At 67.5% G+C, this 22,974-nt stretch carries 23 protein-coding genes and 2 pseudogenes; 19 read left to right on the plus strand and 6 right to left on the minus strand.

Annotation, left to right across the window (positions count from 1 at the left end; all coding sequences use genetic code 11):
* The coding region (locus tag LJE61_RS10745) for a hypothetical protein (protein ID WP_296918378.1) at positions 1-1,179 on the minus strand (1,179 nt) is incomplete at its 3' end.
* A gap of 289 nt (positions 1,180-1,468) precedes the next feature.
* Here LJE61_RS10745 and LJE61_RS10750 point away from each other — a divergent pair.
* A complete protein-coding gene (locus tag LJE61_RS10750) occupies positions 1,469-1,930 on the plus strand; it encodes a PAS domain-containing protein (protein WP_296918380.1) in 462 nt (153 codons plus the stop codon).
* Positions 1,931-2,170: 240 nt separating this feature from the next.
* Here the strand turns inward: LJE61_RS10750 and LJE61_RS10755 are convergent.
* The 5 genes and pseudogenes from LJE61_RS10755 to gatC form a co-directional block, all read right to left on the minus strand.
* A pseudogene (locus tag LJE61_RS10755) lies at positions 2,171-2,509 on the minus strand (antitoxin Xre/MbcA/ParS toxin-binding domain-containing protein); the annotation flags it as partial.
* A gap of 109 nt (positions 2,510-2,618) precedes the next feature.
* Positions 2,619-3,662: a quinone-dependent dihydroorotate dehydrogenase gene (locus LJE61_RS10760; protein WP_296918382.1), complete on the minus strand. Its 1,044-nt coding sequence runs from the start codon at positions 3,660-3,662 to the stop codon at positions 2,619-2,621.
* 73 nt (positions 3,663-3,735) lie between these two features.
* Entirely contained in the window at positions 3,736-5,184 is a 1,449-nt protein-coding gene (gene gatB / locus LJE61_RS10765; protein ID WP_296909364.1) for an Asp-tRNA(Asn)/Glu-tRNA(Gln) amidotransferase subunit GatB, read from the minus strand.
* A complete protein-coding gene (gatA, locus tag LJE61_RS10770; RefSeq protein ID WP_296918384.1) occupies positions 5,184-6,638 on the minus strand; it encodes an Asp-tRNA(Asn)/Glu-tRNA(Gln) amidotransferase subunit GatA in 1,455 nt (484 codons plus the stop codon). The genes gatB and gatA overlap by 1 nt, the downstream gene beginning before the upstream one ends.
* Positions 6,638-6,925 carry an Asp-tRNA(Asn)/Glu-tRNA(Gln) amidotransferase subunit GatC gene (gene gatC, locus LJE61_RS10775; RefSeq protein ID WP_296909358.1) on the minus strand — a complete coding sequence of 96 codons (288 nt, stop codon included), beginning with the start codon at positions 6,923-6,925 and terminating at the stop codon, positions 6,638-6,640. The genes gatA and gatC overlap by 1 nt, the downstream gene beginning before the upstream one ends.
* Before the next feature lie 247 nt (positions 6,926-7,172).
* Between gatC and LJE61_RS10780 the strand changes: the two genes are divergently transcribed.
* From LJE61_RS10780 to LJE61_RS10865, 18 genes and pseudogenes are all read left to right on the plus strand, one after another.
* The gene (locus LJE61_RS10780; RefSeq protein WP_296909357.1) at positions 7,173-8,219 is read left to right on the plus strand and encodes a rod shape-determining protein; all 1,047 of its coding nucleotides are present in this window, start codon (positions 7,173-7,175) and stop codon (positions 8,217-8,219) included.
* A gap of 64 nt (positions 8,220-8,283) precedes the next feature.
* Complete coding sequence (gene mreC, locus LJE61_RS10785) at positions 8,284-9,147, plus strand: rod shape-determining protein MreC (protein ID WP_296918386.1); 864 nt, start codon at positions 8,284-8,286, stop codon at positions 9,145-9,147.
* On the plus strand, positions 9,144-9,632 hold the full coding sequence (mreD, locus tag LJE61_RS10790; RefSeq protein ID WP_296909356.1) for a rod shape-determining protein MreD: 489 nt from the start codon (positions 9,144-9,146) through the stop codon (positions 9,630-9,632). The genes mreC and mreD overlap by 4 nt, the downstream gene beginning before the upstream one ends.
* 3 nt (positions 9,633-9,635) lie before the next feature.
* Complete coding sequence (gene mrdA / locus LJE61_RS10795) at positions 9,636-11,507, plus strand: penicillin-binding protein 2 (RefSeq protein ID WP_296909355.1); 1,872 nt, start codon at positions 9,636-9,638, stop codon at positions 11,505-11,507.
* A 31-nt stretch (positions 11,508-11,538) separates the two neighbouring features.
* Entirely contained in the window at positions 11,539-12,681 is a 1,143-nt protein-coding gene (rodA, locus tag LJE61_RS10800) for a rod shape-determining protein RodA (protein WP_296909354.1), read from the plus strand.
* 71 nt (positions 12,682-12,752) lie between these two features.
* Positions 12,753-13,811, plus strand: a complete 1,059-nt coding sequence (gene mltB, locus LJE61_RS10805; protein ID WP_296909353.1) for a lytic murein transglycosylase B — start codon at positions 12,753-12,755, stop codon at positions 13,809-13,811.
* 48 nt (positions 13,812-13,859) lie between these two features.
* Positions 13,860-14,999: a D-alanyl-D-alanine carboxypeptidase family protein gene (locus LJE61_RS10810; RefSeq protein WP_296909352.1), complete on the plus strand. Its 1,140-nt coding sequence runs from the start codon at positions 13,860-13,862 to the stop codon at positions 14,997-14,999.
* A gap of 76 nt (positions 15,000-15,075) precedes the next feature.
* Positions 15,076-15,888 (plus strand): aminotransferase class IV, encoded by an 813-nt coding sequence (locus LJE61_RS10815; RefSeq protein ID WP_296909362.1) that lies wholly within the window; start codon positions 15,076-15,078, stop codon positions 15,886-15,888.
* A gap of 97 nt (positions 15,889-15,985) precedes the next feature.
* Positions 15,986-16,198: a YbeD family protein gene (locus LJE61_RS10820; RefSeq protein ID WP_519972619.1), complete on the plus strand. Its 213-nt coding sequence runs from the start codon at positions 15,986-15,988 to the stop codon at positions 16,196-16,198.
* The gene (gene lipB / locus LJE61_RS10825) at positions 16,195-16,869 is read left to right on the plus strand and encodes a lipoyl(octanoyl) transferase LipB (RefSeq protein WP_296909351.1); all 675 of its coding nucleotides are present in this window, start codon (positions 16,195-16,197) and stop codon (positions 16,867-16,869) included. The genes LJE61_RS10820 and lipB overlap by 4 nt, the downstream gene beginning before the upstream one ends.
* 213 nt (positions 16,870-17,082) lie before the next feature.
* Positions 17,083-18,579 (plus strand): nitrogenase cofactor biosynthesis protein NifB, encoded by a 1,497-nt coding sequence (nifB, locus tag LJE61_RS10830; RefSeq protein ID WP_296909350.1) that lies wholly within the window; start codon positions 17,083-17,085, stop codon positions 18,577-18,579.
* Positions 18,549-18,827, plus strand: coding sequence for a 4Fe-4S dicluster domain-containing protein (locus tag LJE61_RS10835; RefSeq protein WP_296909349.1), 279 nt, complete (start codon positions 18,549-18,551; stop codon positions 18,825-18,827). Before nifB ends, LJE61_RS10835 begins: the two co-directional genes overlap by 31 nt.
* Positions 18,828-19,027: 200 nt before the next feature.
* Entirely contained in the window at positions 19,028-20,356 is a 1,329-nt protein-coding gene (locus LJE61_RS10840) for an FprA family A-type flavoprotein (RefSeq protein ID WP_296909348.1), read from the plus strand.
* A gap of 4 nt (positions 20,357-20,360) precedes the next feature.
* On the plus strand, positions 20,361-20,645 hold the full coding sequence (locus tag LJE61_RS10845; protein ID WP_093188822.1) for a 2Fe-2S iron-sulfur cluster-binding protein: 285 nt from the start codon (positions 20,361-20,363) through the stop codon (positions 20,643-20,645).
* Between the two features lie 108 nt (positions 20,646-20,753).
* Positions 20,754-21,101 (plus strand): 2Fe-2S iron-sulfur cluster-binding protein, encoded by a 348-nt coding sequence (locus LJE61_RS10850; protein ID WP_296909347.1) that lies wholly within the window; start codon positions 20,754-20,756, stop codon positions 21,099-21,101.
* A 4-nt stretch (positions 21,102-21,105) separates the two neighbouring features.
* Positions 21,106-21,693 carry a nitrogen fixation protein NifQ gene (locus tag LJE61_RS10855; protein WP_296909346.1) on the plus strand — a complete coding sequence of 196 codons (588 nt, stop codon included), beginning with the start codon at positions 21,106-21,108 and terminating at the stop codon, positions 21,691-21,693.
* Positions 21,668-22,642, plus strand: coding sequence for an ADP-ribosyl-[dinitrogen reductase] hydrolase (gene draG / locus LJE61_RS10860; RefSeq protein WP_296909345.1), 975 nt, complete (start codon positions 21,668-21,670; stop codon positions 22,640-22,642). Before LJE61_RS10855 ends, draG begins: the two co-directional genes overlap by 26 nt.
* A gap of 150 nt (positions 22,643-22,792) precedes the next feature.
* Positions 22,793-22,974, plus strand: a pseudogene (locus LJE61_RS10865) (carboxymuconolactone decarboxylase family protein); the annotation flags it as partial.

Below are 22,974 nucleotides of genomic sequence, written 5' to 3' on the forward strand. Positions count from 1 at the left end.
CCTGCGCCGCGCCAGGGCGATCTGGAGCGCCGCATCGCTGCCCGCTGCGACCTGGCGCTGTGCGGCCTCCGACAAGAGGTTCGCGTAGTCCTGCCAGCCGTAGGCCACATCCCAGGGATCGGCCTCCGCCTCGCTCAGCCACGCATTCAGGCGGACGACCTCGAGGTCGGTCAAGGGCTTGCCACCAGCCTCGAGCCACCATTTGGCGCGTGCGCCGAGGTTCGGCATCAGGAGGCGCAGGCCGCGCTCCCGGACCCAGTCCTCGCCCAGTGTCCGGCGATGCTTGTACATGAGGCGGAGCAGGTCCCGCGGCTGCGGCGGGTCGCCGAGCGCCTGCAGCTCGCTCCACAAGGCCGCGCGCTCGACGGACCAGCCGCGCAGGGCGAAGACCAGATCCCGACCCGCCGGCCCCGCCTCGCGGAGCCTCGGCGCCAGGTCGGCCTCGGAGAGCAGGGCCAGACGGGCCGCGTCGCGCAGACTGGCGAAACCCGAGTCATCGCCCACGCGGTCCAACAGGCCGGCCGCCTCGTCGCGGACCTCGTCGGCCCAGCCACCCGCGGGATCCCGGGCGGCGGGGTCGAGGCGGGTCAGTGCCTTGAGGATCTGGACCAGGTCTCGATAGGGGGAGCGAAACGGGATCGCCTTCAGTGCCTGTGCGAGTGCCTGGTCGTTCCCGGCGCAATAGGCATCCAAGGCCTCTTCGGCGGCGGGCCCCTGGACTCGGATGGGGTCGTCGGCCGGCACGGCCTCGGCGATCCCCGGGGTGCCGCCGAGGGAGTGCGCCGCGAGGTGGCTGGCGAAGCCCGGCCTGAGCCCTGGATCGCCCGACACCGAGGGGTCGCCCAGCATCTCCACGGCCGGGGCGACGCGGCCCAGACGCAGCAGCAGGACGGCGTGGTCCAGGCGCGGAGGCATTTCCCCGAGCGCGGACCGGTTTTCCCACATGACCAGCGCCTCCTTGAGCAGGCCCTTGGCGGCGAGCTGGCCGGCGCGCCCCTCGTAGGCGGCCGCGAGCCCATCTCGCAGCACAGCCGTGGGACCCGCTTTGAGCAGCTCCTTGAAGCCCGCCATCGCCTCGCGGAAACGCCCGGCCTGCAGATCGGCCTGGGCCGAATCCGGGGTGACCGCCCGCGCGGGTGCTCGGCCCTTGGCGGAGGCGCGTTTGTGCTTTCTGGGCATGTCGCTCGGAGGGGATCGGGTCAATTGAAGGCGGTCACCGGGCGGCCATTCTACACCCAACTCAGGAGGATGTTTCGCCGCACGGCGCGTCCCGCGCGTGCCACTGCTGCAGTTGCGCCGTCTCGCCACGACTCCACTGTGCGCCTTGCGTTGGCGGGCGCGTATGCAGTCGTCTTCGGTGCCTTGAAAGGATCCGCGAGAGGCCGTCGATTCGCCCCGCGGTCCGGTTGCCGCGCGTCCTGAAAGGCCCTACTCTCTCTCCGACACCACGCAAAACGAAGAGACCATTATGGATTTCGTCGCCGACAAAGATGCGGACCTCATTCCGTTCGTGTTGTCGCAGATCCTCGACACCTCGATCAACGGCATCACCCTTTCGGACCCCGATCAGAAGGACAACCCGATCGTCTACGCCAATGAGGCCTTCGAGTTGATCACCGGGTACAGCCATGAGGAGATCATCGGACGTAACTGCCGGTTTCTCCAGGGACAGGACCGCGATCAAGATGGGCTGGAGAAGATCCGGGAGGCCATCCGAGAGCAGAAACGGGCCACCGTGATGATCCGCAACTACCGCAAGGACGGGACCCTCTTCTATAACCGGTTCTCTATCCGGCCGCTCTACGACCGGCAAGGCAAGTTGATCTATTTTCTCGGCGTGCAGTATGACGTGACCGAGCAGGTCCAGGTCCAGAAGGAGCTGGAGCGGCTGAAGGAGATGCTGCGGGAGGCGGACCGGGCGACAGGGTGAAGGTCGTCGCTCCGTCGCCCTGAGGGTCGTGAGACAAACTCGAACGCGCCGACGCCCGCGTCACGTAGGGCGCTGCCAAGACGTTGACTGACGAGATAATCGCCCGGGTGGCGGAGCTGTGTCTCGAAGGCATTGCAGGGCGTTGCCTGCAGCCGGACGCCGCGTTCGCTGCGCCAACCGGAGCGGAACAGGGTGTGCTGGGTCAGGAGCCGGCCCGACGGCGGGGTCGTTCCCATCCCCGTCCAGACACTCGACCACCCGGAAGAGACCCGCGACGGAGCGCACCTGCTCCGCCGGCACGCCGCCGATGCCGCGATTCGCGGTATGCATCCAGTGGCGCATGTCCTGCTGCCGGCCGCCGACCAGGGAGTAGAGTCCGCGATAGACGCGGATCAGCAACAGGGCGAGCTCGCCGGCCTTGCTGTCGGGGTCGAGACAGCGGGCGATGGAGCTGCGGTCGCGCCCGATCATCTCGCCGAGCATGTCCTGGGAGAGTCCCAGTGCCCGACCGGCGTTCAAGAGCGCCTTCGTGAGCACGGCGCGCGGATCTGGGTTGGTTCGGACGGCAAGCTCCGTGATCGCAGCCCCCGGGGTCGAATGCGGTATTTGCAGCTGATAGGCCACTTCTCGAGGATTTGCAACGATCGTCCCGGTACGGTCGCAGCGCGCGCGACCCGGACCGGCTCGCTCAGTGCGGCAGCGCGCGCAGCAGCCGGCGTACGAACGCCGGACCCTGATAGACGAGTCCCGTATAGACCTGGAGCAGGTCGGCCCCCGCGGCGAGCTTGGCGGCCGCGCCCTCGGGGTCCATGATGCCGCCGACACCCACGAGGACGGGCGCGGGGCCGAGCGCCTGTCGAACCAGGCGCAGCAGGTCGGTGCTGCGGGCGAGGATGGGACGCCCCGAGAGCCCGCCGCTCATGCCCGCCGTGTCGCTCGCCAGTCCCTCGAAACGGATGCTGGTGTTGGTGAGGATCAGCCCGGCACAGCCCACGTCCAGCGCCGCGCGGGCGCAGGCTACGGCGTCGTCGTCGGCGAGGTCGGGGGCAAGCTTGACCAGCAGCGGCCGCGGGCGGGCGAGCCGCTGATTGGCTCCCTGAACCGCCTCCACGATGCGCGCGACCTCCGCGACGCGCTGCAGGTCACGCAGACCCGGTGTGTTCGGGCTGGAGATGTTCACGACGACGTAGTCCGCCAGGTGTCCGACGCGCTCGAAGCTGTGGCGATAGTCCGCGGGCGCCGCCTCCGCGGGTGTGACCTTGGACTTCCCGAGGTTGACGCCGAGCGGGACCTGCAGGGGCGCGCGTGCCCGCAGCCGCTCCAGCCGGAGCGCCGCCGCATCCGCCCCGGCATTGTTGAAGCCCATGCGGTTGATGAGGGCGCCGTCCGCCGGCAGCCGAAACAGGCGTGGCTTCGGGTTGCCGGGTTGGGCCAGCGCCGTGATGGTGCCGACCTCGACGAAGCCGAAGCCGAGTGCCTGCCAGGCCGGGACGGCTGCCGCGTCCTTGTCCAGTCCGGCGGCGAGCCCGATCGGGTTGGGGAAGCGCAGTCCCATCGCGTCCACGGCCAACGCCGGCGCGCGCGCGATGTCGTCGTCTGCAAGCCGGCCGTCGAAGAAGGTCGACCAGCGCTCGAGCAGGGACAGCGTCAGGTCGTGTGCGCGCTCCGGTTCCAGGCGAAAGGCGAGCGGGCGCAACAGGCGCCAAACACCGCTCGTTTGCTCATGCCCCACGGGCGTCTCCTGTATCGGTGGCAGCGGCCTGGCGCCGGGACCTTGGGGCGAATCTGGGGTGTCGGGGCGACCTTCAGGGGTCGCCGGCCAGCTTGCGCTTGAGGATCTCGTTGACCTGCCGGGGGTTGGCCTTGCCCTTGCTCTCCTTCATCACCTGGCCGACGAAGAAGCCGAAGACCTTCTCCTTGCCGGCGCGATACTGGCTCACCTGGTCGGGGTTGGCGGCGATGATCGCCTCGATCATGGGCTCGAGCTGACCGCTGTCGGTGATCTGGCGCAGCCCTTGCGCCCGGATGACCTGATCGGCGTCACCCGCGCCGGCCCACATGGCCTCGAAGACCTGTTTGGCGAGCTTGCCCGAGATGGTCTGATCCAGGATCCGCCGGATCAGACCGGCGAGCATGGCTGCGGACACCGGGCTCTGCGCGATCTCCACGTCCGCCCGATTGAGCGCCGCGGCGAGCTCCCCGTTGACCCAGTTGGCGGCTAGCTTGGGCTCGCCGGTCGCGGCCACCACCGCCTCGAAATAGTCGGCGAGATCGCGACTGCCGGTGAGCAGGCTGGCGTCGTACTCGCCGAGCCCGTGCTGGATGTGGAAGCGCTCGCGCCGGGCATCCGGCAGCTCGGGCAGATCGGCGACCGCATCGACGATGAAGGCGACGTCGAGCTCCAGGGGCAGCAGGTCCGGATCGGGGAAATAGCGGTAGTCGTTGGCCTCTTCCTTCGACCGCATGGAACGGGTCTCGTCGCGCTCGGGATCATAGAGCCGGGTCTCCTGGACCACCGTTCCGCCGCCCTCGATGACGTCGATCTGGCGCTCGACCTCGAACTGGATCGCCCGCTCGATGAACCGGAAGGAATTGAGGTTCTTGATCTCGGTGCGGGTACCGAACAGGGTCTGCCCCCGCGGACGCACCGAGACATTGGCGTCGACCCGAAAGGAGCCCTCCTGCATGTTGCCGTCGCTGATCCCGATCCAGCGCACCAACTGGTGGATCTTGCGGGCGTAGGCTACGGCTTCCTTGGGCGAGCGCATGTCCGGCTCGGAGACGATCTCCAGCAAGGGCGTCCCGGCGCGGTTGAGATCGATGCCGCTGTAGCCGCCGCCCCCGAGCTTGTCGTCATGCAGCGACTTGCCGGCGTCTTCCTCCAGGTGGGCGCGCGTGACGCCGACCGACTTGACGGTCGCGTCGTCGAGTACGATCTCCACCCGGCCCTCGCCGACGATGGGAAGCTCGTACTGGCTGATCTGGTAGCCCTTCGGCAGATCCGGGTAGAAATAGTTCTTGCGGGCGAAGATCGAGCGGCGCGCGATCTCGGCGCCGATCGCCTTGCCGAAGCGCACCGCCAGGCGCACCGCCTCCGCGTTGAGCACCGGCAGCACGCCCGGCAGGCCGAGGTCGATGGCGCAGGCCTGCGTATTGGGCTCGGCGCCAAACGCGGTCGGGGCACCGGAGAAGATCTTGGATCGGGTCGCGAGCTGGGTATGGATCTCGAGACCGATGACGGTTTCCCACTGCATCATTGGAACCCTTCGGGTGCGGCCAGATGCCAGTGGGTCGCGCGTTGGAAGCGATGGGCGACGCTGAGCAGCCGGGCCTCCTGAAAGTAGTTGCCGATGAGCTGCAGGCCCACCGGCAGGCCGTCGACCGGCGCCACCGGGATCGACATCCCGGGCAGCCCGGCGAGGTTGGTCGCGATGGTATAGATGTCGTTGAGATACATCGCCACCGGGTCGTCCATCTTGGCTCCGAGCGGAAAGGCGGTGGTCGGGGCGGTTGGTCCCATGATGACGTCGACCTCCTCGAAGGCGCGCTGGAAGTCGTCGGCGATCAGGTGGCGGATCTTCTGCGCCTTCAGGTAATAGGCGTCGTAATAGCCCGCAGAGAGGACATAGGTGCCGATCATGATGCGCCGCTGCACCTCGGCCCCGAACCCCTCGGCGCGGCTTCGCTTGTACAGGTCTTCCAGGTCCCTGGGGTCCTCGCAGCGGTGGCCGTAGCGCACGCCGTCGAAGCGCGCCAGGTTGGACGAGCATTCCGCCGGGGCGACCACGTAGTACACAGGCACCGACAGCGGACTGTTCGGCAGGCTGATGTCGCGCACGTCGGCGCCGAGGCGCTCGAGCTCTTTGGTCGCCTCATGGACCGAAGCGGCCACCCGCCCGTCGAGACCGGCACCGAAGTACTCCTTCGGCAGTCCGATCCGCAGTCCGGCGATCTCCTCGTCCAAGCTGTCCACATAGTCCGGCACCGCGACGTCCGCGCTGGTGGAGTCGCGCGGATCGAAGCCCGCCATCTCGTCGAGCACACAGGCGGCATCGGCGGCCGAGCGGGCCAGCACGCCGGCCTGGTCGAGCGACGAGGCGAAGGCGATCATCCCCCAGCGCGAGCAGCGCCCATAGGTGGGTTTGATGCCGGTCACGCCGCAGAGCGCCGCCGGCTGGCGGATCGAGCCGCCGGTATCGGTCCCGGTGGCCGCGGCGCAGAGCCGGGCGGCGACCGCGGCGGCGGACCCGCCGGAGGAGCCACCGGGGACGCGGGTCGGATCCCAGGGATTCCTGACCGGCCCGTAATAGCTCGTCTCGTTGGAGGACCCCATGGCGAACTCGTCCATGTTGGTCTTGCCCAGGACCACGGCGCCCGCCGCGGCGAGCCGCTCCACGACGGTCGCGTCATAGGGGGCGATGAAGCGGTCGAGCATCCGCGAGCCGCAGCTGGTCTTGAGGCCTGAGGTGCAGAAGATGTCCTTATGGGCGATCGGGATGCCGGCGAGCGGACCGGCGGTTCCGGCGGCGATGGCGCGGTCGGCGTGCTCGGCCGCGGCGAGGGCCGGTTCGGCCGCGACACTGATGAAGCTGTTGAGGCCCGGATCCAGGCGTGCGATGCGCTCGAGATAGTGACGCGTGAGCTCGACGCTCGAGTAGCTGCGCAGCCTCAGGTCCGCGGCCATTTCGGCGATCGATTTGTTCTGCATCAGTCGATGACCTTGGGAACCAGGTAGAGCCCGCGCTCGGTGAGCGGGGCATTGGCCTGGAGCAGCGTGCGCCGGTCGGGCTCGGTCACCCGATCCGGGCGCAGGCGTTGGCTCATGTGCAGCGGATGGGCCATGGGCTCCACGGCGTGGGTGTCGACGGCATCCATCCGGGTGACCAGCTCGAGGATGTTGGAGAGGTCCGCGGCATAGCGCTCGATCGACTCGGGTGCGACCGCAAGCCGCGCCAGGTGGGCGATCTTCTCGATGTCCGAAGCGTCCAATGACATCACCGGTCCGGGGTGTGTTGACAAGCCGCTCAACATAGCACAGCCGTGGGGCCCCGCGGAACTTTCCGGGGCCCATGAGACCGCGATCGGGAATCCGTGCGGGCCGATCGAACCGCCTTGCCGATCTGTCACTCCGTTGTTAGATTAGCTCGCCGCTTTGTCATGGATTCCCCAACGGACCTCTGTATCAGGACGCCTGCGGGAGCCCCGGTGACCTTACTCTATCTCCTGCTAAGGTAAGCGCCTGATGTTCTTGCGAAGTTTTCGTGGAATCTTTTCGAACGATCTGTCGATCGACCTCGGTACGGCCAATACCCTCATCTATGCCCGGGACCAGGGGATCGTCCTCAACGAGCCGTCGGTGGTCGCCATTCGTCACGAGCGCAAGGGCGGCGGCAAGTCGGTTGTCGCGGTGGGCGAAGAGGCCAAGATGATGCTCGGGCGGACCCCCCAGAGCATCACGGCGATCCGGCCGCTCAAGGACGGTGTCATCGCCGATTTCACCATCACCGAAAAGATGCTGCAGTATTTCATCCATAAGGTGCACGAGTCGCGCTTGATCCGGCCGAGCCCGCGCGTTCTGATCTGCGTCCCCTGCGGCTCGACCCAGGTGGAGCGGCGTGCCATCAAGGAGTCTGCAGCCGGCGCGGGTGCCCGTGAGGTCTTCCTGATCGAGGAGCCCATGTCGGCCGCGATCGGCGCCGGACTCGCCGTGCACGAGCCGCGCGGCTCCATGGTGATCGACGTCGGCGGCGGCACCTCCGAGGTGGCTATCATCTCGCTGAACGGCATCGTCTACTCGGCATCGATCCGGGTCGGGGGCGACACCTTCGACGACGCCATCATCAACTATGTCCGGCGCAATTACGGGACCTTGATCGGCGAGGCGACGGCCGAGCGCATCAAGCACTCGATCGGCTCCGCCTTTCCCGGCAACGAGGTCCTGGAGATGGAGGTGCGGGGCCGCAACCTCGCAGAGGGGGTCCCGCGCAGCTTCACGCTCAACAGCAACGAGATCCTGGAGGCACTCCAGGAGCCCTTGGCGGCGATCGTCGGCTCGGTCAAGATGGCACTCGAGCAGACCCCGCCGGAGCTGGGCGCGGACGTCGCCGAGCGCGGGATCGTGCTGACCGGCGGCGGGTCGCTGCTGCGCGATTTCGACCGGCTGATGGAGGAGGAGACCGGCCTGCCGGTGGTCCTGGCGGAGGACCCCTTGACCTGCGTGGCGCGCGGCGGCGGCAAAGCGCTGGAGATGATCAGCTCGGGGGGGCTGGACCTCTTTACGACCGAGTGATGAGAACGGCCGGGGCTAGGGAAGGCACAATCAGGCGAGGATTCCATCCATCAAACCCCTGTTCCTGCGCGGTCCATCTCCGACCCTTCAGGTGATCCTCGCGGTTGCCTGCGCCGTCGGGCTGCTCGTTGCCGACCATCGTTCCGACCACCTCGACACGGTGCGCTCGATGCTGTCCGTCGTCGTCTACCCCTTGCACCTGGCCGTCAATGCGCCGGCCGCTTACGTGCGCACCGCCCGGGAGCGGATGACCGACGAGGCGCAATTGCGCGCGGCGAACGCAGCGCTCGGGCGGGAGAACCTGCTCCTGAAGGCGAGGCTGCAGCAGTTCGAGTCATTGGAGGCCGAGAACATGCGCCTGCGGGACCTGCTGGGCTCTTCCTTCAGCGTCGGCGAGCGGGTCCTGATCGCGGAGATCCTGTCGGTCGACCTGACCCCGTCGCGCCAGCAGGTGATGGTGAACAAGGGGACGAGCTCCGGGGTCTTCGTGGGGCAGCCTGTCCTGGACGCCAACGCCGTGATGGGTCAGGTGATCCGCACCAACCCCTTCTCGTCCGTCGTGCTCCTGATCACCGACGCCGACCACGCGCTGCCGGTGGAGGTCAATCGAAACGGCGTGCGCAGCATCGCCGCGGGCACCGGTCTCGGACAGGGGCTCGAGCTGCTCTTCATCCCGAAGAACGCGGACATCCGCGAGGGCGACCTCTTGGTCACCTCGGGCATGGGCGAGCGGTTTCCTCCGGGTTATCCGGTGGCTCGGGTGACCACGGTGCGACAAGACCCCGATAACCCCTTCATGACCGTCGTGGCGGAGCCGAACGCCCGACTGGACCGCAGCCGGGAGGTCCTGCTGGTCTGGACCCTGAACCCGCAGATGCAGCAACAGGCGTTGACGGGGGGGGGAACGGCTCGGGGCGCCCTGCCATGAGCGATGCCCGGGCGCGCGGGGGCTGGCTGATCCCATGCAGCCTGCTGCTCGCCATGCTGCTCATGATCTTGCCCATGCCCGCCGGTGCCGATGCCCTGCGGCCGCAATGGGTGGCCCTCATGACGCTCTACTGGTGCCTGACGGTGCCGGAGCGCTACGGGGTCTTTTCGGCCTTCGCCGCTGGGCTGGCCCTCGATGTGATCTCCGGTTCCTTGTTCGGTCAGCATGCCCTGGGGCTCTCCGTGATCGCCTATGCGGCCGTCGAGCTCCACCAGCGGGTGCGCATCTTTCCGCTCTGGCAGCAGGCTCTGTTCGCCGTGATGCTCCTGCTCGTCGAGCGCCTGATCAACCTATGGGTCCTCGGGGCGACCGGCCAGCCGATGCCATCTCTGGTCTACTGGGCGCCGACCTGTCTCAGCCTCCTCCTCTGGCCCTGGCTGTCGGTGATCATGAATGACATCGGGCGCCGCGTCGGACTGATCTGAGGCATGCTCGAGCCGAACCTGCAGGATGGCAAGCGCGAGGCGCGCCTGGTGGCGGTCCGGGCAACGATCGCCGCGGGGCTGGTGATCCTCGCGCTCTCCCTCGTCGCCGTCCGGTTGGTACACCTCCAGGTCGACCAGCACAACCATTTCTCGGTGCTGTCGACCGACAATCGGGTCAAATTGCAGCCGCTGCCGCCGTCGCGGGGGCTGATCTACGACGCCAGGGGCGTCCTGCTCGCCGACAATCATCCCTCCTTCTCCCTGGAGATCACGATCGAGAAGGTGGGCGATCCGCACGCCACGATCGACGCGCTGGCCCGGTTGATCACGATCGAGGGCGAGGACCGGGAGCGCTTCGAACGCCAGATGCGACGGCGAGCGCGCTTCCAAGGGGTGCCGATCCGGCTCAATCTGACGCCCGCCGAGGTCGCGCGCTTCGCCGTTGACGCCCACCGCTTTCCGGGTGTCGACATCCGTGCGGAGCTGGTTCGGACCTATCCGCTCGGCGCGGACACGGCGCATGTCCTGGGCTACGTGGGGCGGATCAACGAGCAGGAGCTGACCCGAATCGACGGCAGCAGCTACGCGGGGAGCCAGTTCATCGGGAAAGGCGGGGTCGAGAAGGCGCACGAGGCGTTGCTGCACGGCCAGGTCGGCTATCAACAGGTCGAGGTCAACGCCCGCGGGCGGGTGATCCGCACCCTGGAGAGCCGCCCGCCGATCTCGGGCGAGGATCTGCACCTCTACCTGGATGTCGCCTTGCAGCATGCGGCCCGGGATGCGCTGGGTCAGGAGCGCGGGGCCGTGGTCGCCATCGACCCTCGCAACGGCGGCGTGCTGGCCCTGGTCAGCACACCGACCTTCGACCCCAATCTGTTCGTGGAGGGGATCGGACAGGACGACTATCAGGCCCTGCTCAACTCGCCGGACAAGCCGCTGTTCAACCGCGCGGTGCGCGGGCAGTACCCCCCGGGGTCGACGATCAAGCCGTTCGTGGCTCTGGCCGGGCTCGCCGCGGGGGTCACGACCCCGGAGCGCCCCACCTATTGCCCCGGCTATTTCAGCCTGCCCGGACACTCGCATCGATTTCGCTGCTGGCGGCGTGGCGGGCACGGTGCCCAGAACCTGGAGCAGGCGGTCGTGCAGTCCTGCGACGTGTATTTCTACGACCTCGCCAACCGAATGGGGATCGAGCGTCTCTCGGGTTTCCTGTCCCAGTTCGGCTTCGGGGCACTGACCGGAATCGATGTCGCCGGTGAGCTGAGCGGGCTGATGCCGTCGCCCGAATGGAAGCAGCGGGTCCGCCAGGAGCTCTGGTACCCGGGCGAGACCCTCATCGTGGGCATCGGGCAGGGCTCCTTCCTGGCCACCCCGCTTCAGCTGGCGACGGCGACGGCGGCGGTGGCCAATCACGGCCACTTCATCCAGCCCCGGGTGGCGCGGGCGGCGCAGGCGCCCGGCCAGCCCCTCGCCCAGTCGCTGCCGCTTGTCTCGCGCCCCATCGAGGTGGGAAACGCGCATCATTGGGATCGGCTCATCGATGCCATGGCGGGGGTCGTGGAGGGCGAGCGCGGCACTGCGAGGCGCATACGCAGCCCGGATTACCGGATCGCCGGCAAAACCGGGACCTCACAGGTGTTCAGCCTCGGCCAGGGCCAGACATACAATGCCAAGACGATCCCCAAGGACCTGCAGGATCATGCCCTGTTCGTGGCCTTCGCGCCGGTCGAGGACCCGCGGATCGCGCTGGCGGTCATCGTCGAGCATGGCGGCTCCGGGGGCGCGACGGCCGCCCCCGTCGCCCGCCGCATCCTGGATGCCTACCTGGGCGGTTCCACCGTGCTGAGCGAGGCCGGGGGCGAGCATGCGGACTAGGGTTCGGGGGGCTCCGAGCATGCAAGATGAGATGAAACGGGGTCTCGGGTGGAGCGGCTCCCTCGTCGGCGAGGCGCTGGGACGGGAGCAGCCCGGACTGTGGCAGCGCATCCATCTGGACGCCCCGCTCCTGGTGGCCCTGCTCGCGCTCTGCGGTTTCGGGCTGATGGTCCTCTTCAGCGCAAGCGATCAGGATCTCGCCGCAGTGCAGCGCCAGCTGGCCCGGCTCGCGGTCGCCTTCGTCCTCATGATCGGGGTCGCCCAGGTCCCGCCGGCACGACTGCGCAGCTGGTCGCCGTCGCTCTATGGGGTCGGGGTGATTGTTCTGATCGCCGTCCTCGTCGTCGGCGATGTCGGCAAAGGGGCCCAACGTTGGCTCGATCTCGGGGTGGTCCGATTTCAGCCCTCGGAGCTTCTGAAGCTGGCGGTGCCGATGATGCTGTCCTGGTTGCTCAGCGCCCGGGCTCTGCCACCGAAGCTGGCGTGGGTGGGGTTGTCCGCCCTGCTGACGCTGATCCCCGTGGTCCTCATCGCCAGGCAACCCGACCTGGGGACCGCCCTGCTGGTGGCCAGTGCGGGCATGATGGTGCTCTTCATCGCCGGTGTCGGTTGGCGGGTCATCGGCGCCCTCGCGGTTGCGGTGGCATCCTTGACGCCCCTGGTCTGGCTCGGCATGCACGACTATCAGCGCGCGCGCGTCCTGACCTTTCTGAATCCGGAGTCCGATCCCCTGGGGGCGGGCTACCATATCATCCAGTCCAAGATCGCCATCGGCTCGGGTGGACTCGACGGCAAGGGCTGGTTGAATGGCACCCAGTCTCACCTGGAGTTTCTTCCGGAACGCAATACCGACTTCATCTTCGCCGTCATCGGCGAGGAGCTCGGCTTCACCGGGATCCTCGTCCTGCTGGCGATCTATCTCTTCATCATCCTGCGCGGCCTGGTCATCGCCGCGGAGTCGCGGGATCGCTACGGGCGGCTCCTGGCGGGCGGTTTGACGCTGGTCTTCTTCGTCTATGTCTTCGTGAACACAGGCATGGTGATCGGTCTGCTCCCCGTGGTCGGGGTCCCCCTGCCGCTGATCAGCTACGGTGGCACCTCGATGGTGACGCTGATGGTCGGATTTGGCATGATCATGGGCGTTCACACGCACGGAAGGCGCGGGCGAGCCTGATGGCGATGCCATCGGGCGGTTGGAGGGTGCGACCTCGGACCGAGCCCGACCCGACTCAACGAGGAGCCATCATGTCCCCCACCCCGCGTCTCATGCTCGCCGGAATGCTCGCATTCGCCGCTCTGGATTTGAGCGCCGAGCCGGCCAGCTACCGCTCCGAGGCCGAGACCTTTGTGCGCGACATGGTGGATCGGCACGCTTTCGACCCGGCCCGATTGCGGGATGTGCTGGGACGCGCCCGCTACCGGCCGAGCATCGTCGATGCAATGGACCGCCCCTATGAAGGCCGACCCTGGCACAGCTATCGCGGTCTGTTCGTCACGCCCGAGCGGATCAAGGGGGGCGTTGCGTTCTGGCGCGACAACGCGGAGCTGCTGGCACGCGCCGAAGCGGACTATGGCGTCAGCCCCCAGATCATCGTCGCGATCATCGGGGTCGAGACGCGCTACGGGGGCAACGTGGGCGCGCACCGGGTCATCGATGCCCTCACCACGCTCGGATTCGCCTATCCCAGGCGCGCCGAGTTCTTCCGTGGGGAGCTCGAGGCGTTTCTGTTGTTGAGCCGCGAGGAGCAGATGGATCCGCTCGAGGTCGTCGGGTCCTACGCGGGCGCCATGGGCAAGCCCCAGTTCATCTCGTCGAGCTATCGGGCCTATGCGGTCGACTTCGACGGCGACGGCCGGCGCAATCTCTGGGGGAGCAACGCCGACGTGATCGGCAGTGTCGCGAACTATTTCAACCGCCACGGCTGGCGTCCCGGCGAGTCCGTGGCCTTCCCCGCAGAGCTGCGCGCAGGCATTCCAACGGGACTGGAGATTGCCGAGAAGACACCCGTCGAACCCAAATCGACCGCCGGTGAGCTGCGCAGTGCCGGCGTCGATTGGCGCGAGCCCCTTCCACCCTCGGCCGCAGCGACCTTGATTCGGCTCGGCGGGGCGGAGGACGAGTATTGGGTCGGGCTGGTGAATTTTTACGTCATCACCCGTTACAACCACAGTAACCTCTATGCCATGGCTGTTCATCAGCTGAGCGAAGAGATCCGCTCGCGCTATGACGAGGGGCTCCGGCGACCTGTCGCGCGGAGCCGCAGTCCACGCCTCGCGGATGCCAAATCCGGAGGGGGCGGTTAGAATGCGCTCAGGTCAACCGCCTGCCATCCCGGCTCTCGGATATCCCATATGAAGTCTGTCGCCAAGCTCGTTTTGCTGATCTGTGTCTGCGTGCTCACGGCCGCGGTTGCGCAAGCGCAGCAGCCGATCCCCGATCCCCCGCAGGTCCCGGCCAAGGGCTACATCCTGATCGATTTCAACAGTGGGAAGATCCTGGCCGAGCTCAATGCGGACGAGCGTCTCGAGCCCGCGAGCCTCACCAAGATCATGACCGGCTATGTCGTGTTCCGCGAGATCGCCGAGGGCAAGGTGAACCTGACCGACCAGGTGCTGGTCAGCGAGCGGGCGTGGCGTACCGGCGGCTCCAAGACCTTCATCGAGGTCGGTAAGCAGGTCAGCCTCCAGGACCTGCTGATGGGGATGATCGTGCAATCCGGCAACGACGCCAGCGTGGCCCTGGCGGAGCATGTCTCGGGGAGTGTCGAGGCCTTTGCCGGGCTCATGAACGAGTATGCTCAGCGGCTCGGGATGACCGGAAGTCATTTCACCAACCCGCACGGACTGCCCGACCCGGAACTCTACATCACCGCGCGCGACATCGCGAAGGTGGCGCTCGCGATCATCCGGGAGTTTCCCCAGTTCTACACCTGGTACAGCACGCGCGAGTTCACCTACAACGACATCACCCAGCAAAACCGCAATCCGTTGTTGCGTCGTGATGAAACCGCGGATGGCGTCAAGACCGGCCACACGCAGGCCGCCGGGTACTGCCTGGTCGGCTCGGCCAAACGGGACGATATGCGGTTGGTGTCCGTGGTCATGGGGTCCCCCAGCCCGAATGCGCGGGCGGAGGCGAGTCTCGCCCTCCTCAATTACGGCTTTCGCTATTACGACAGTCGGCGCTTGTATCCTGCCGAGCAGCCGGTCGAGACCCTCCGGATCTGGATGGGAGACCGGGACAGCCTGCCGGTCGGCCCGGACGCCGATGTCTTTGCGAGCTTCCAGCGCGGTCGTTACGACGACCTCGCGGCTCAATTGGAGAAGTCGGACACCGTCACCGCCCCGATCAGCCGCGGCACGCGTGTCGGCGATCTGGTCGTGACCCTGGCCGGGGAGGAGATCAACCGGGTGCCCGTGGTGGCGCTCCAGGACGTCGGCGAGGGGAATCTCTGGCAGCGGGCCAAGGACAGCATCCTCAGGTTGTTTTGACGTCGCGGGGGACCGGGTCGAGGTGAGCCTCAACGAGGTCTATCTGAACGGGAAGTTCGTCCGGCCGGAGCAGGCGATGGTCTCGGTCATGGACCGCGGGTTCCTGTTCGGCGACGGCGTCTACGAGGTGATCCCGAGCTACGGCGGACATTTCCTGGGTCTCGAGCAGCACCTGGATCGGCTCGACCGCAGCCTCGCAGCCGTGCGTCTACCCAACCCCCTGAGCCGCCGGGAATGGCGGTCGGTCCTCGCGCGCCTGATCGGCCCACCGCCGGCACCTGATCAGGCGGCCTACCTGCAGGTCACACGCGGCGCACCCGCCGAGCGCGATCACCTGTGTCCCGAGGATGTCGACCCGACACTCTTCGCCGTGGCCAAGCCGATCAAGCCCCGCCGCCCCGAGATCGGGGAGCGCGGCGTCGCCTGCATCACGCGACCGGACATTCGCTGGGAGCGGTGTGACATCAAGACGGTCTCTCTGCTCGCCGCGGTGATGCTGCGACGCGAGGCCGAGGATGCCGGCGCGCTCGAGACGATCATGGTCCGTGACGGGATGGTCACCGAGGGCACGGCCTCGAACGTCTTCGTGGTCCTCGGGGATCAGGTCCTGACCCCGCCCGCGGGACCCCGGATCCTCACCGGCATCACGCGAGGGTTGGCGCTCGACCTTGCCCGGGCCGGCGAGATCCGCTTCAGCGAGCAGCCGATCCCGGTTGGGGATCTGGCTCGTGCGGACGAGATCTGGCTCAGCAGCTCGACCCGCGAGGTCCTGCCCGTGACCCGGCTCGACGGTCGCCCCGTGGGTGGGGGGCGACCGGGAGCGCTGTGGGCGCGACTGGACGGACTCTATCAGGCTTTTAAGGCGCGGGTGCGTGATGGCCGGGCCTGAGCGGCCTGCGGACCGCGATCCGGCAGCGCCGCACGGTCCCCCGTCTTGCGAGCCAGGGGCCCTGCTCCAGCCTCCCTGCCGTTTCCCGATCAAGGCGATGGGTCGCGCCGCCCCGGGTTTCGAGTCTCTGGTCGTCGCGATCGTCAGCCGGCATGTGGCCCGGCCCGCGGAGACGTCCGTCCGCACCCGTTACAGTCGGGGTGGCAAGTGGGTCTCAGTGACCCTCACGCTCGACGTTGAAACCCGACAGCAGCTGGATGCCGTCTATCGCGACCTGAGTGCCCATGAGCTGGTCGTCTGGGTGATATGACCATCGCCCACGGTCCGGCCCGCCTGGTGGTGCGTCGCCTGCCGGGGCTGCAGGCCTACGAGCCGATCCTCGATGCCATGCGCGGCTTCACCGACCGCCGCGGCCCCGATACAACGGACGAGCTGTGGCTGCTCGAGCACCCACCCGTGTTCACCCTGGGTCAGGCCGGGCGCGAAGAGCACCTGCTGGATCCAGGGCCGATCCCGGTCATCAAAGCGGATCGAGGCGGTCAGGTGACCTATCACGGCCCCGGGCAGCTGGTTGCCTATGTCCTGCTCGACATGCGCCGTGCCGGACTTGGCATCAGACGCCTGGTGGAGAAGCTCGAGCAGGCCGTCATCGACCTGCTGGACACCCGGGGGATCGCCGCCGAGCGGCGAACCGATGCGCCCGGCGTCTATGTCGCCGGCGCCAAGATCGCCTCGCTTGGCCTGCGCATCCGCAATGGCTGCAGCTATCACGGACTGGCCCTGAACGTGGCGATGGACCTCGAGCCCTTTGGTCGGATCAATCCCTGCGGCTATCCCGGACTCCCCCTCACCCAGCTGTCCGATCTGGTTGATGGCATCGAGATGGCGGAGGTCGAGGCGGCGTTGATCCGGTCCCTGGGGACGTCTCTCGGCATGACTGCGACGCCGGTGACGGGCAAGGTGCACGCCGGGCGTTCGTGAACGTGCCCGGCCCCCGCGCCGATCGTCCCCATTCCCACAACCCCGCGCTGTCCGCACTGTCGTGATCCCGACAGTGGTTTCGCTCGACCGATCGGCGTAGCCGACCTTTCAACCGCTTAGCCTTCAGTGAAGGCTGGGCACAGTCTTTGCTGAGGTCTCTCCATAGAGTCGTCTTTCCACGGGGCAATCGTCCCCTGCTCTGGAGACAGCCTGATGGAGTTGAAGCTGATTGCCAATGGTGCGGACACCGGCGGCGGCTGTGCGTCGAGCGGCTGCGGCAGCCCGGGCGACCGGCTCGCCCACCTGCCGGAGCCGATCCGCGCCAGGGTCAACAACCATCCCTGTTTCTCCGAGGACGCGCATCACCACTATGCGCGGATGCACGTGGCCGTGGCGCCCGCCTGCAACATTCAGTGTCACTACTGCAATCGCAAGTACGACTGCTCCAACGAGTCCCGCCCGGGGGTGGTCTCGGAGCTGCTGACCCCTGACCAGGCGGTCAGGAAGGTCCTGGCGGTCGCGGCGGCCATTCCCCAGATGACGGTCCTCGGAATTGCCGGTCCGGGGGATCCCCTCGCCAATCCGGAGCGCACCCTGGAGACCTTCCGGCAGCTCGCCGCCAAGGCGCCGGACATCAGGCTCTGTGTCTCGACCAACGGGCTCGCGCTGCCGGGGATGGTCGACGCGCTGTGCCGGCACAACATCGAGCACGTCACCATCACCATCAACTGCGTCGATCCGGACGTGGGCGTCAAGATCTACCCCTGGATCTTCTGGAACAACCGCCGCGTGACAGGCCGCAAGGCGTCCGAGATCCTGATCGAGCAGCAGCAGAAGGGTCTGGAGCAGCTGGTCGCCCGCGGTGTCCTGGTCAAGGTCAACTCGGTCCTGATCCCGGGTGTCAACGACTCGCATCTGCACGCGGTCAGCCGCGTGGTCAAGGCCAAAGGCGCCTTTCTGCACAACGTCATGCCGCTGATCGCCGAGCCCGAGCACGGCACCGTCTACGGGCTCATGGGCCAGCGCGGTCCGACCTCCGAGGAGCTGAACGCGATCCAAGACGCATGTGCCGGCGACATGGTCATGATGCGTCACTGCCGGCAATGCCGCGCGGACGCGGTCGGCATGCTCGGCGAGGATCGGGGCGAGGAGTTCAGACTCGACAAGATTGCGGACCGGGAGATCGACTATGCCGCCGCCATGGCTCGCCGCGCCGAGGTCCAGGCCGCCATCGAGGCGAACCGGGCGGCGCAGCGCGGGCAGACCGGCGAGGCCTTCGTCCCGGTCGCCTCGCTGACCCGCCGGCGGTCCGGCGGTTCCGCGTCCCGCTCGGTGCTGATGGCGGTGGCGACCACCGGCGGCGGGGTCATCGATCAACACTTCGGCCACGCACGCGAGTTTCTCGTCTTCGAGGCCAGCCCGAGCGATGTGCGGTATGTCGGTTGCCGCAAGGTCGATCTCTACTGCGCAGGCGGTGACACCTGCGGCGAGGCCGAGAGCGCGCTGGCCAAGACCATCCAAGCGCTGGAAGGCTGCGAGGCGGTGCTCTGCTCGCGGATCGGCTTCGAGCCGTGGGGGGCGCTGGAGGCCGCCGGGATCAGCCCGAACGGCGAGCACGCGATGGAGCCCATCGAGAGCGCCATCGCCGAGGTGTACCGCGAGATGATGGAGACCGAGACATGGCATTCGAGATCATCGAGGGTTGCGTGAACTGTTGGGCCTGTCTGCCCCTGTGTCCGAGCGAGGCGATCCGCGAGGCCCGTCCGCATTTCCTGATCGACGCAGGGGCCTGCACCGAGTGCGAAGGCGATTTCGCCCATCCACAGTGCGCCAGCATCTGTCCCATCGAAGGGGTCATCCTCAACGGGGCTGGCGAGCCGGTGAATCCGCCGGGGTCGCTGAGCGGCATCCCGCCGGGGCGGCTGGCCGCGGTCTGCGCCGAGATTCAGGCCCGCTAAGCAGCCGCGCCGAACGTGCAACGGGATGAGTCCGATGGCGCCGTCTTATTCCCCTCTGCGGCCCTTGCGGGGCGGCGCGGGGCGCGGCGTCGGTTGCGTTCGATGATCGCCGCGATGTTTGAAGGGGAAGACACGTTGACGTCGAAAGTGATCCTTTCCGGCAAGCCCGGATGCCTCCCTGCTGAGGGGGAGCCGGCCTGATGACGACGTCCTCCTCAGCCGCCGCAGGGGGTCCGGCCGATGATTGCGGGGCCGTCGAGCTGGCCGCCGGGGTCCATTGGATCGGAGCCCTGGACCCGGGCCTGCGCACCTTCGATCTCATCCTGCGCACCGCCAACGGCACGACCTACAACAGCTATCTCGTGCGGGGTGACGACGGCGTCGCCGTCATCGATACCGTCAAGGCGGAGCTGGCCCACGACTTCTTCGCGCGTCTCGAAGGGGTCGCCCGGTATGACGAGATCCGCGTCATCGTCCTCAATCATCTGGAGCCCGATCACACCGGTGCCTTGCCCGAGTTGATGCGCCGTGCGCCCCGCGCGCAGCTCTACATCTCCAAGCGCGCCACCGCCATGCTCAAGGCCCTGCTCAAGCCCCGCGATGACGACCGTCCGTTGACCTACCAGACCGTGGGAACAGGCGACGAGGTCTCGCTCGGCGGGCGGACACTTCGTTTTCTGCATACGCCGTTCCTCCACTGGCCCGATACCCAGTGCACCTGGCTGGTGGAGGAAGGTGTGCTCTTCTCGGGCGACGTCTTCGGCTGCCACCATTGCGACGCACGGCTCTTCAACGACGCCTGCGGCGATTTTCGCTTCGCCTTCGACTACTACTACGCCCACATCATGCGGCCCTTCAAGAGGTACGTCGTGGAGGCGCTCAAGCTGATCGAGCCGCTGCCGATCAAGCTCATCGCCCCCACCCATGGTCCCATCCTGCGTGACCGACCGCGCCGCTATGTGACCCGCTATCGCGAGCTGTCCACGCCCAGCCTGGCGGAGCGCCTCGACCAAGGCGAGCGCTCGCTGATCATCTTCTACATGAGCGCCTACGGCAGCACCGCCCGGATGGCTGAGGCCATCCGGACCGGTGCCGAGGAGGAGGGCGGGATCCGCGTCTCGCTCTACGACCTGGAAGGCGGTGAGACCCAGCCGTTCGTGGACCTGATCGAGTCGGCCGATGCGCTGGCACTCGGCTCGCCGACCATCAACGGGGACGCCGCCAAACCGATCTGGGACCTGCTGTCCTCGCTCACCGTGATCGACCTCGGCGGCAAGCTCGGTGCCGCCTTCGGCTCGTACGGCTGGAGCGGCGAGGCGGTGCGTATGATCGAGGACCGGCTCCGCGGCCTCAAGCTGCGGGTGCCGGTCGCAGGGCTGCGGATCAAGCTCATCCCGACCGACGAGGAGCTCGAGGAGTGCCGCGCCTTTGGTCGGGCACTCGCGGGTACGCTCGTGCGGGGGGGCCGGGGGCGGGTCGTCGAATTCGCCGAGTTACAATCAGCAACCATCGAAAACCTAGGAGTCTGACACCATGGCAAAGGCCAAGATCACCTTCACGGATATCGAACAGACCGTCAACGTCCCTGCCGGTACGCGGGTCATCGAGGTCTCCGAACGCATTGGGGCCGGCATCATCTACGGCTGCAGGGAGGGCGATTGCGGAACCTGCATGATGCACGTCGAGGAGGGCTGGAACAACCTGACCGAGCCGTCGGTGCTCGAGGAGAAGGTGCTGCGCGAGAACATGGCGAGCCGTCACGACCGGCTCGCCTGCCAGGCCCAGATCCTCGGCGACTGCAAGGTCAAGCCGGCGTGATTCATTGCGGCGGGCCGTCCCGCTGGCGCCCGATGACCTCGACCTCATTCGTACCAAACCGAGGGGCGCGGTGCTGTGCCCCGCAACGGCCCTAGGGAGACCTTCCAGATGCCACTCGTGACCTTTTCCAACCCCGACTACAAAGACAAGACCGTCTATGCCGTGGCGGGAAGCCACACCGAGACCATCCTCAAGCTCGCCAAGGAATACAAGGTCCCCCTGCATCACGATTGCCAGGACGGGGAGTGCGGGCATTGTCTGGTTCGCGTCACCAGCGTCGCGCGCAAGGGGCGCATGAGCGGATACCTGACCGAGAAGGAACGCGCCGTACTGCAGGAGCTGGGCAAGCTCTCCAAGGACGACATCGAGCGCCTGAGCGTCGACGATATGCCGAGCGAATGGCGCCTCGCCTGCCAGATGATCGTGCGCGACGAAGACATCCTGGTGGAGTACTGAGGTCATGTCGGCCACGGCCCTCGACCCGGCGCGCGCAGCCGGCCGGATCTATGCCCGCCTCATGGCTCGGGCGGCCGGGCGTGGCAATGACGCGGCCTTCGCGAGCATGATCGCGAGCCGCGCCGTCGGCGCCGGAGCCCTGCCTCCAGGGCTGGGCCTCGAGCCGGCTGCGTTTCGATGGCTCATGCGGCATCATTTTCCGGGGGCGACCTTCCGAGAGGTCCTGAGCGGACCGTCCCACGCGCCGTCCGTGCCTGAGGCCCGTCAGGAGGAGCGCGACGAGCTGGTGCGGCTGATGCTGATGCACAAGGCCGGGGACGCGCCCTCCGAGGTCTGGATGGCCCATGTGGTCGCCGCCGGCTGTCTGGCGAGCGATCATCTCTGGCAGGACCTCGGCCTCTGGGGCCGGGGGGATCTGACCGCGCTGATGCAGAGGAATTTTCCGTCCTTGGCCAGACGGAACGTCAATGATATGAAATGGAAGCGGTTTCTCTACAAACAGCTGTGCGAGGCGGAAGGGATCTACACCTGTCGCGCCCCCTCGTGCGAGGTTTGCGTGGACTATCATGCTTGTTTCGGACCTGAGCGCTGAGCTCATCGGCACGGAGGCCAAGGCCAACGACCTCTACGATCGGGCGGCGGGCGCGTATCTGGGCCTGGCTGTCGGGGATGCGTTGGGCGCCACGGTCGAGTTCATGACCCCTCGCGAGATCCGGGAGCTCTACGGCGAGCACCGCAATCTGATCGGCGGCGGCTGGCTGGGCTTGCGCAAGGGGCGGGTGACCGACGACACCGAGATGAGTCTGGCCCTCGGCAGCAGCATCCTGGCGGTCGGTCGGGTCGACGCCCGGGCCATCGCCGAGTCCTTCAGCGACTGGATGCGCGCCAAGCCGGTCGACATCGGCCACACCGTGCGCCGCGGGATCGGCCTGTATCGCCGCAGCGGGACGCTCGAGGTCCCCGAGAACGAGTATGACGCGGGCAACGGCGCCTGCATGCGCAGCCTGCCCATCGCGCTGTTCACCCTGGGATCCCCGCCCCAGGCGGTCGCCGAGGCCAGCCGGATCCAAGCGCACCTCACCCACCACAACCGTCTGGCCGACGCCGGCACCTTCACCGTCATCCAGATGGTTCAGGCCGCCCTCCTCGGGGGCGGCAAGGCTCATCTCAGGATGCAGGCGGAGGCCCTGGTCGCCGCCGAGGAGCCCTATCGCTTCGATCGACGGCGTATGGAGAATCCCGGTGGCTATCTTGTCGAGACCCTGCGCGCGGTCTTCCAGGCACTCTTCGCGACCGAAGGCTTCGAGACGGCGCTCGTGGACGTGGTCAATCGTGGCGGGGATGCGGACACCACCGGCGCGATCCTAGGCATGATCGCCGGTGCCCTCTACGGGACCGGTGCGATCCCCCGGCGCTGGTTGAATGCCCTCGACAAGACGACCGCCCGGGCCTGCACGCGCCAAGCCGTCGCGTTACTGAAGGCATCCCCGCACTGTGCGGGGGCCGCATCCGTTGCGCGCCGTTCGGCTGCCGTTGGTTGATCAGCATCGACCCCGCGGGCTGCAAGGTTCCGAAAAACCGAAGCGTTGAGCGGGTTAATCCGAAGGATGGTTTGCTTGCATCCTCAATCCCGAGCAATATCCTCAGGAATCTGATGGCGCCAATGCGCTCCACCGACCGAGGAGACTCGTATGACCCCATTCCTTCTGCACGATCTGGAGACCGCCCCGCGCCCCTCCCGCGCCATCTTGGCCGCTCTGCGGGACGATCGCGGGCAGCTTCCCAACCTGATTCGCACACTCGCCGAGTCGCCGGTGGCGCTCGACGCCTATCGTCAGCTCACGGCCCTGCTGGCCGGCTCCAGTCTGAGCCC

It is taken from the genome of Thiocapsa sp. (assembly GCF_022340925.1).
GTDB lineage: Bacteria > Pseudomonadota > Gammaproteobacteria > Chromatiales > Chromatiaceae > Thiocapsa.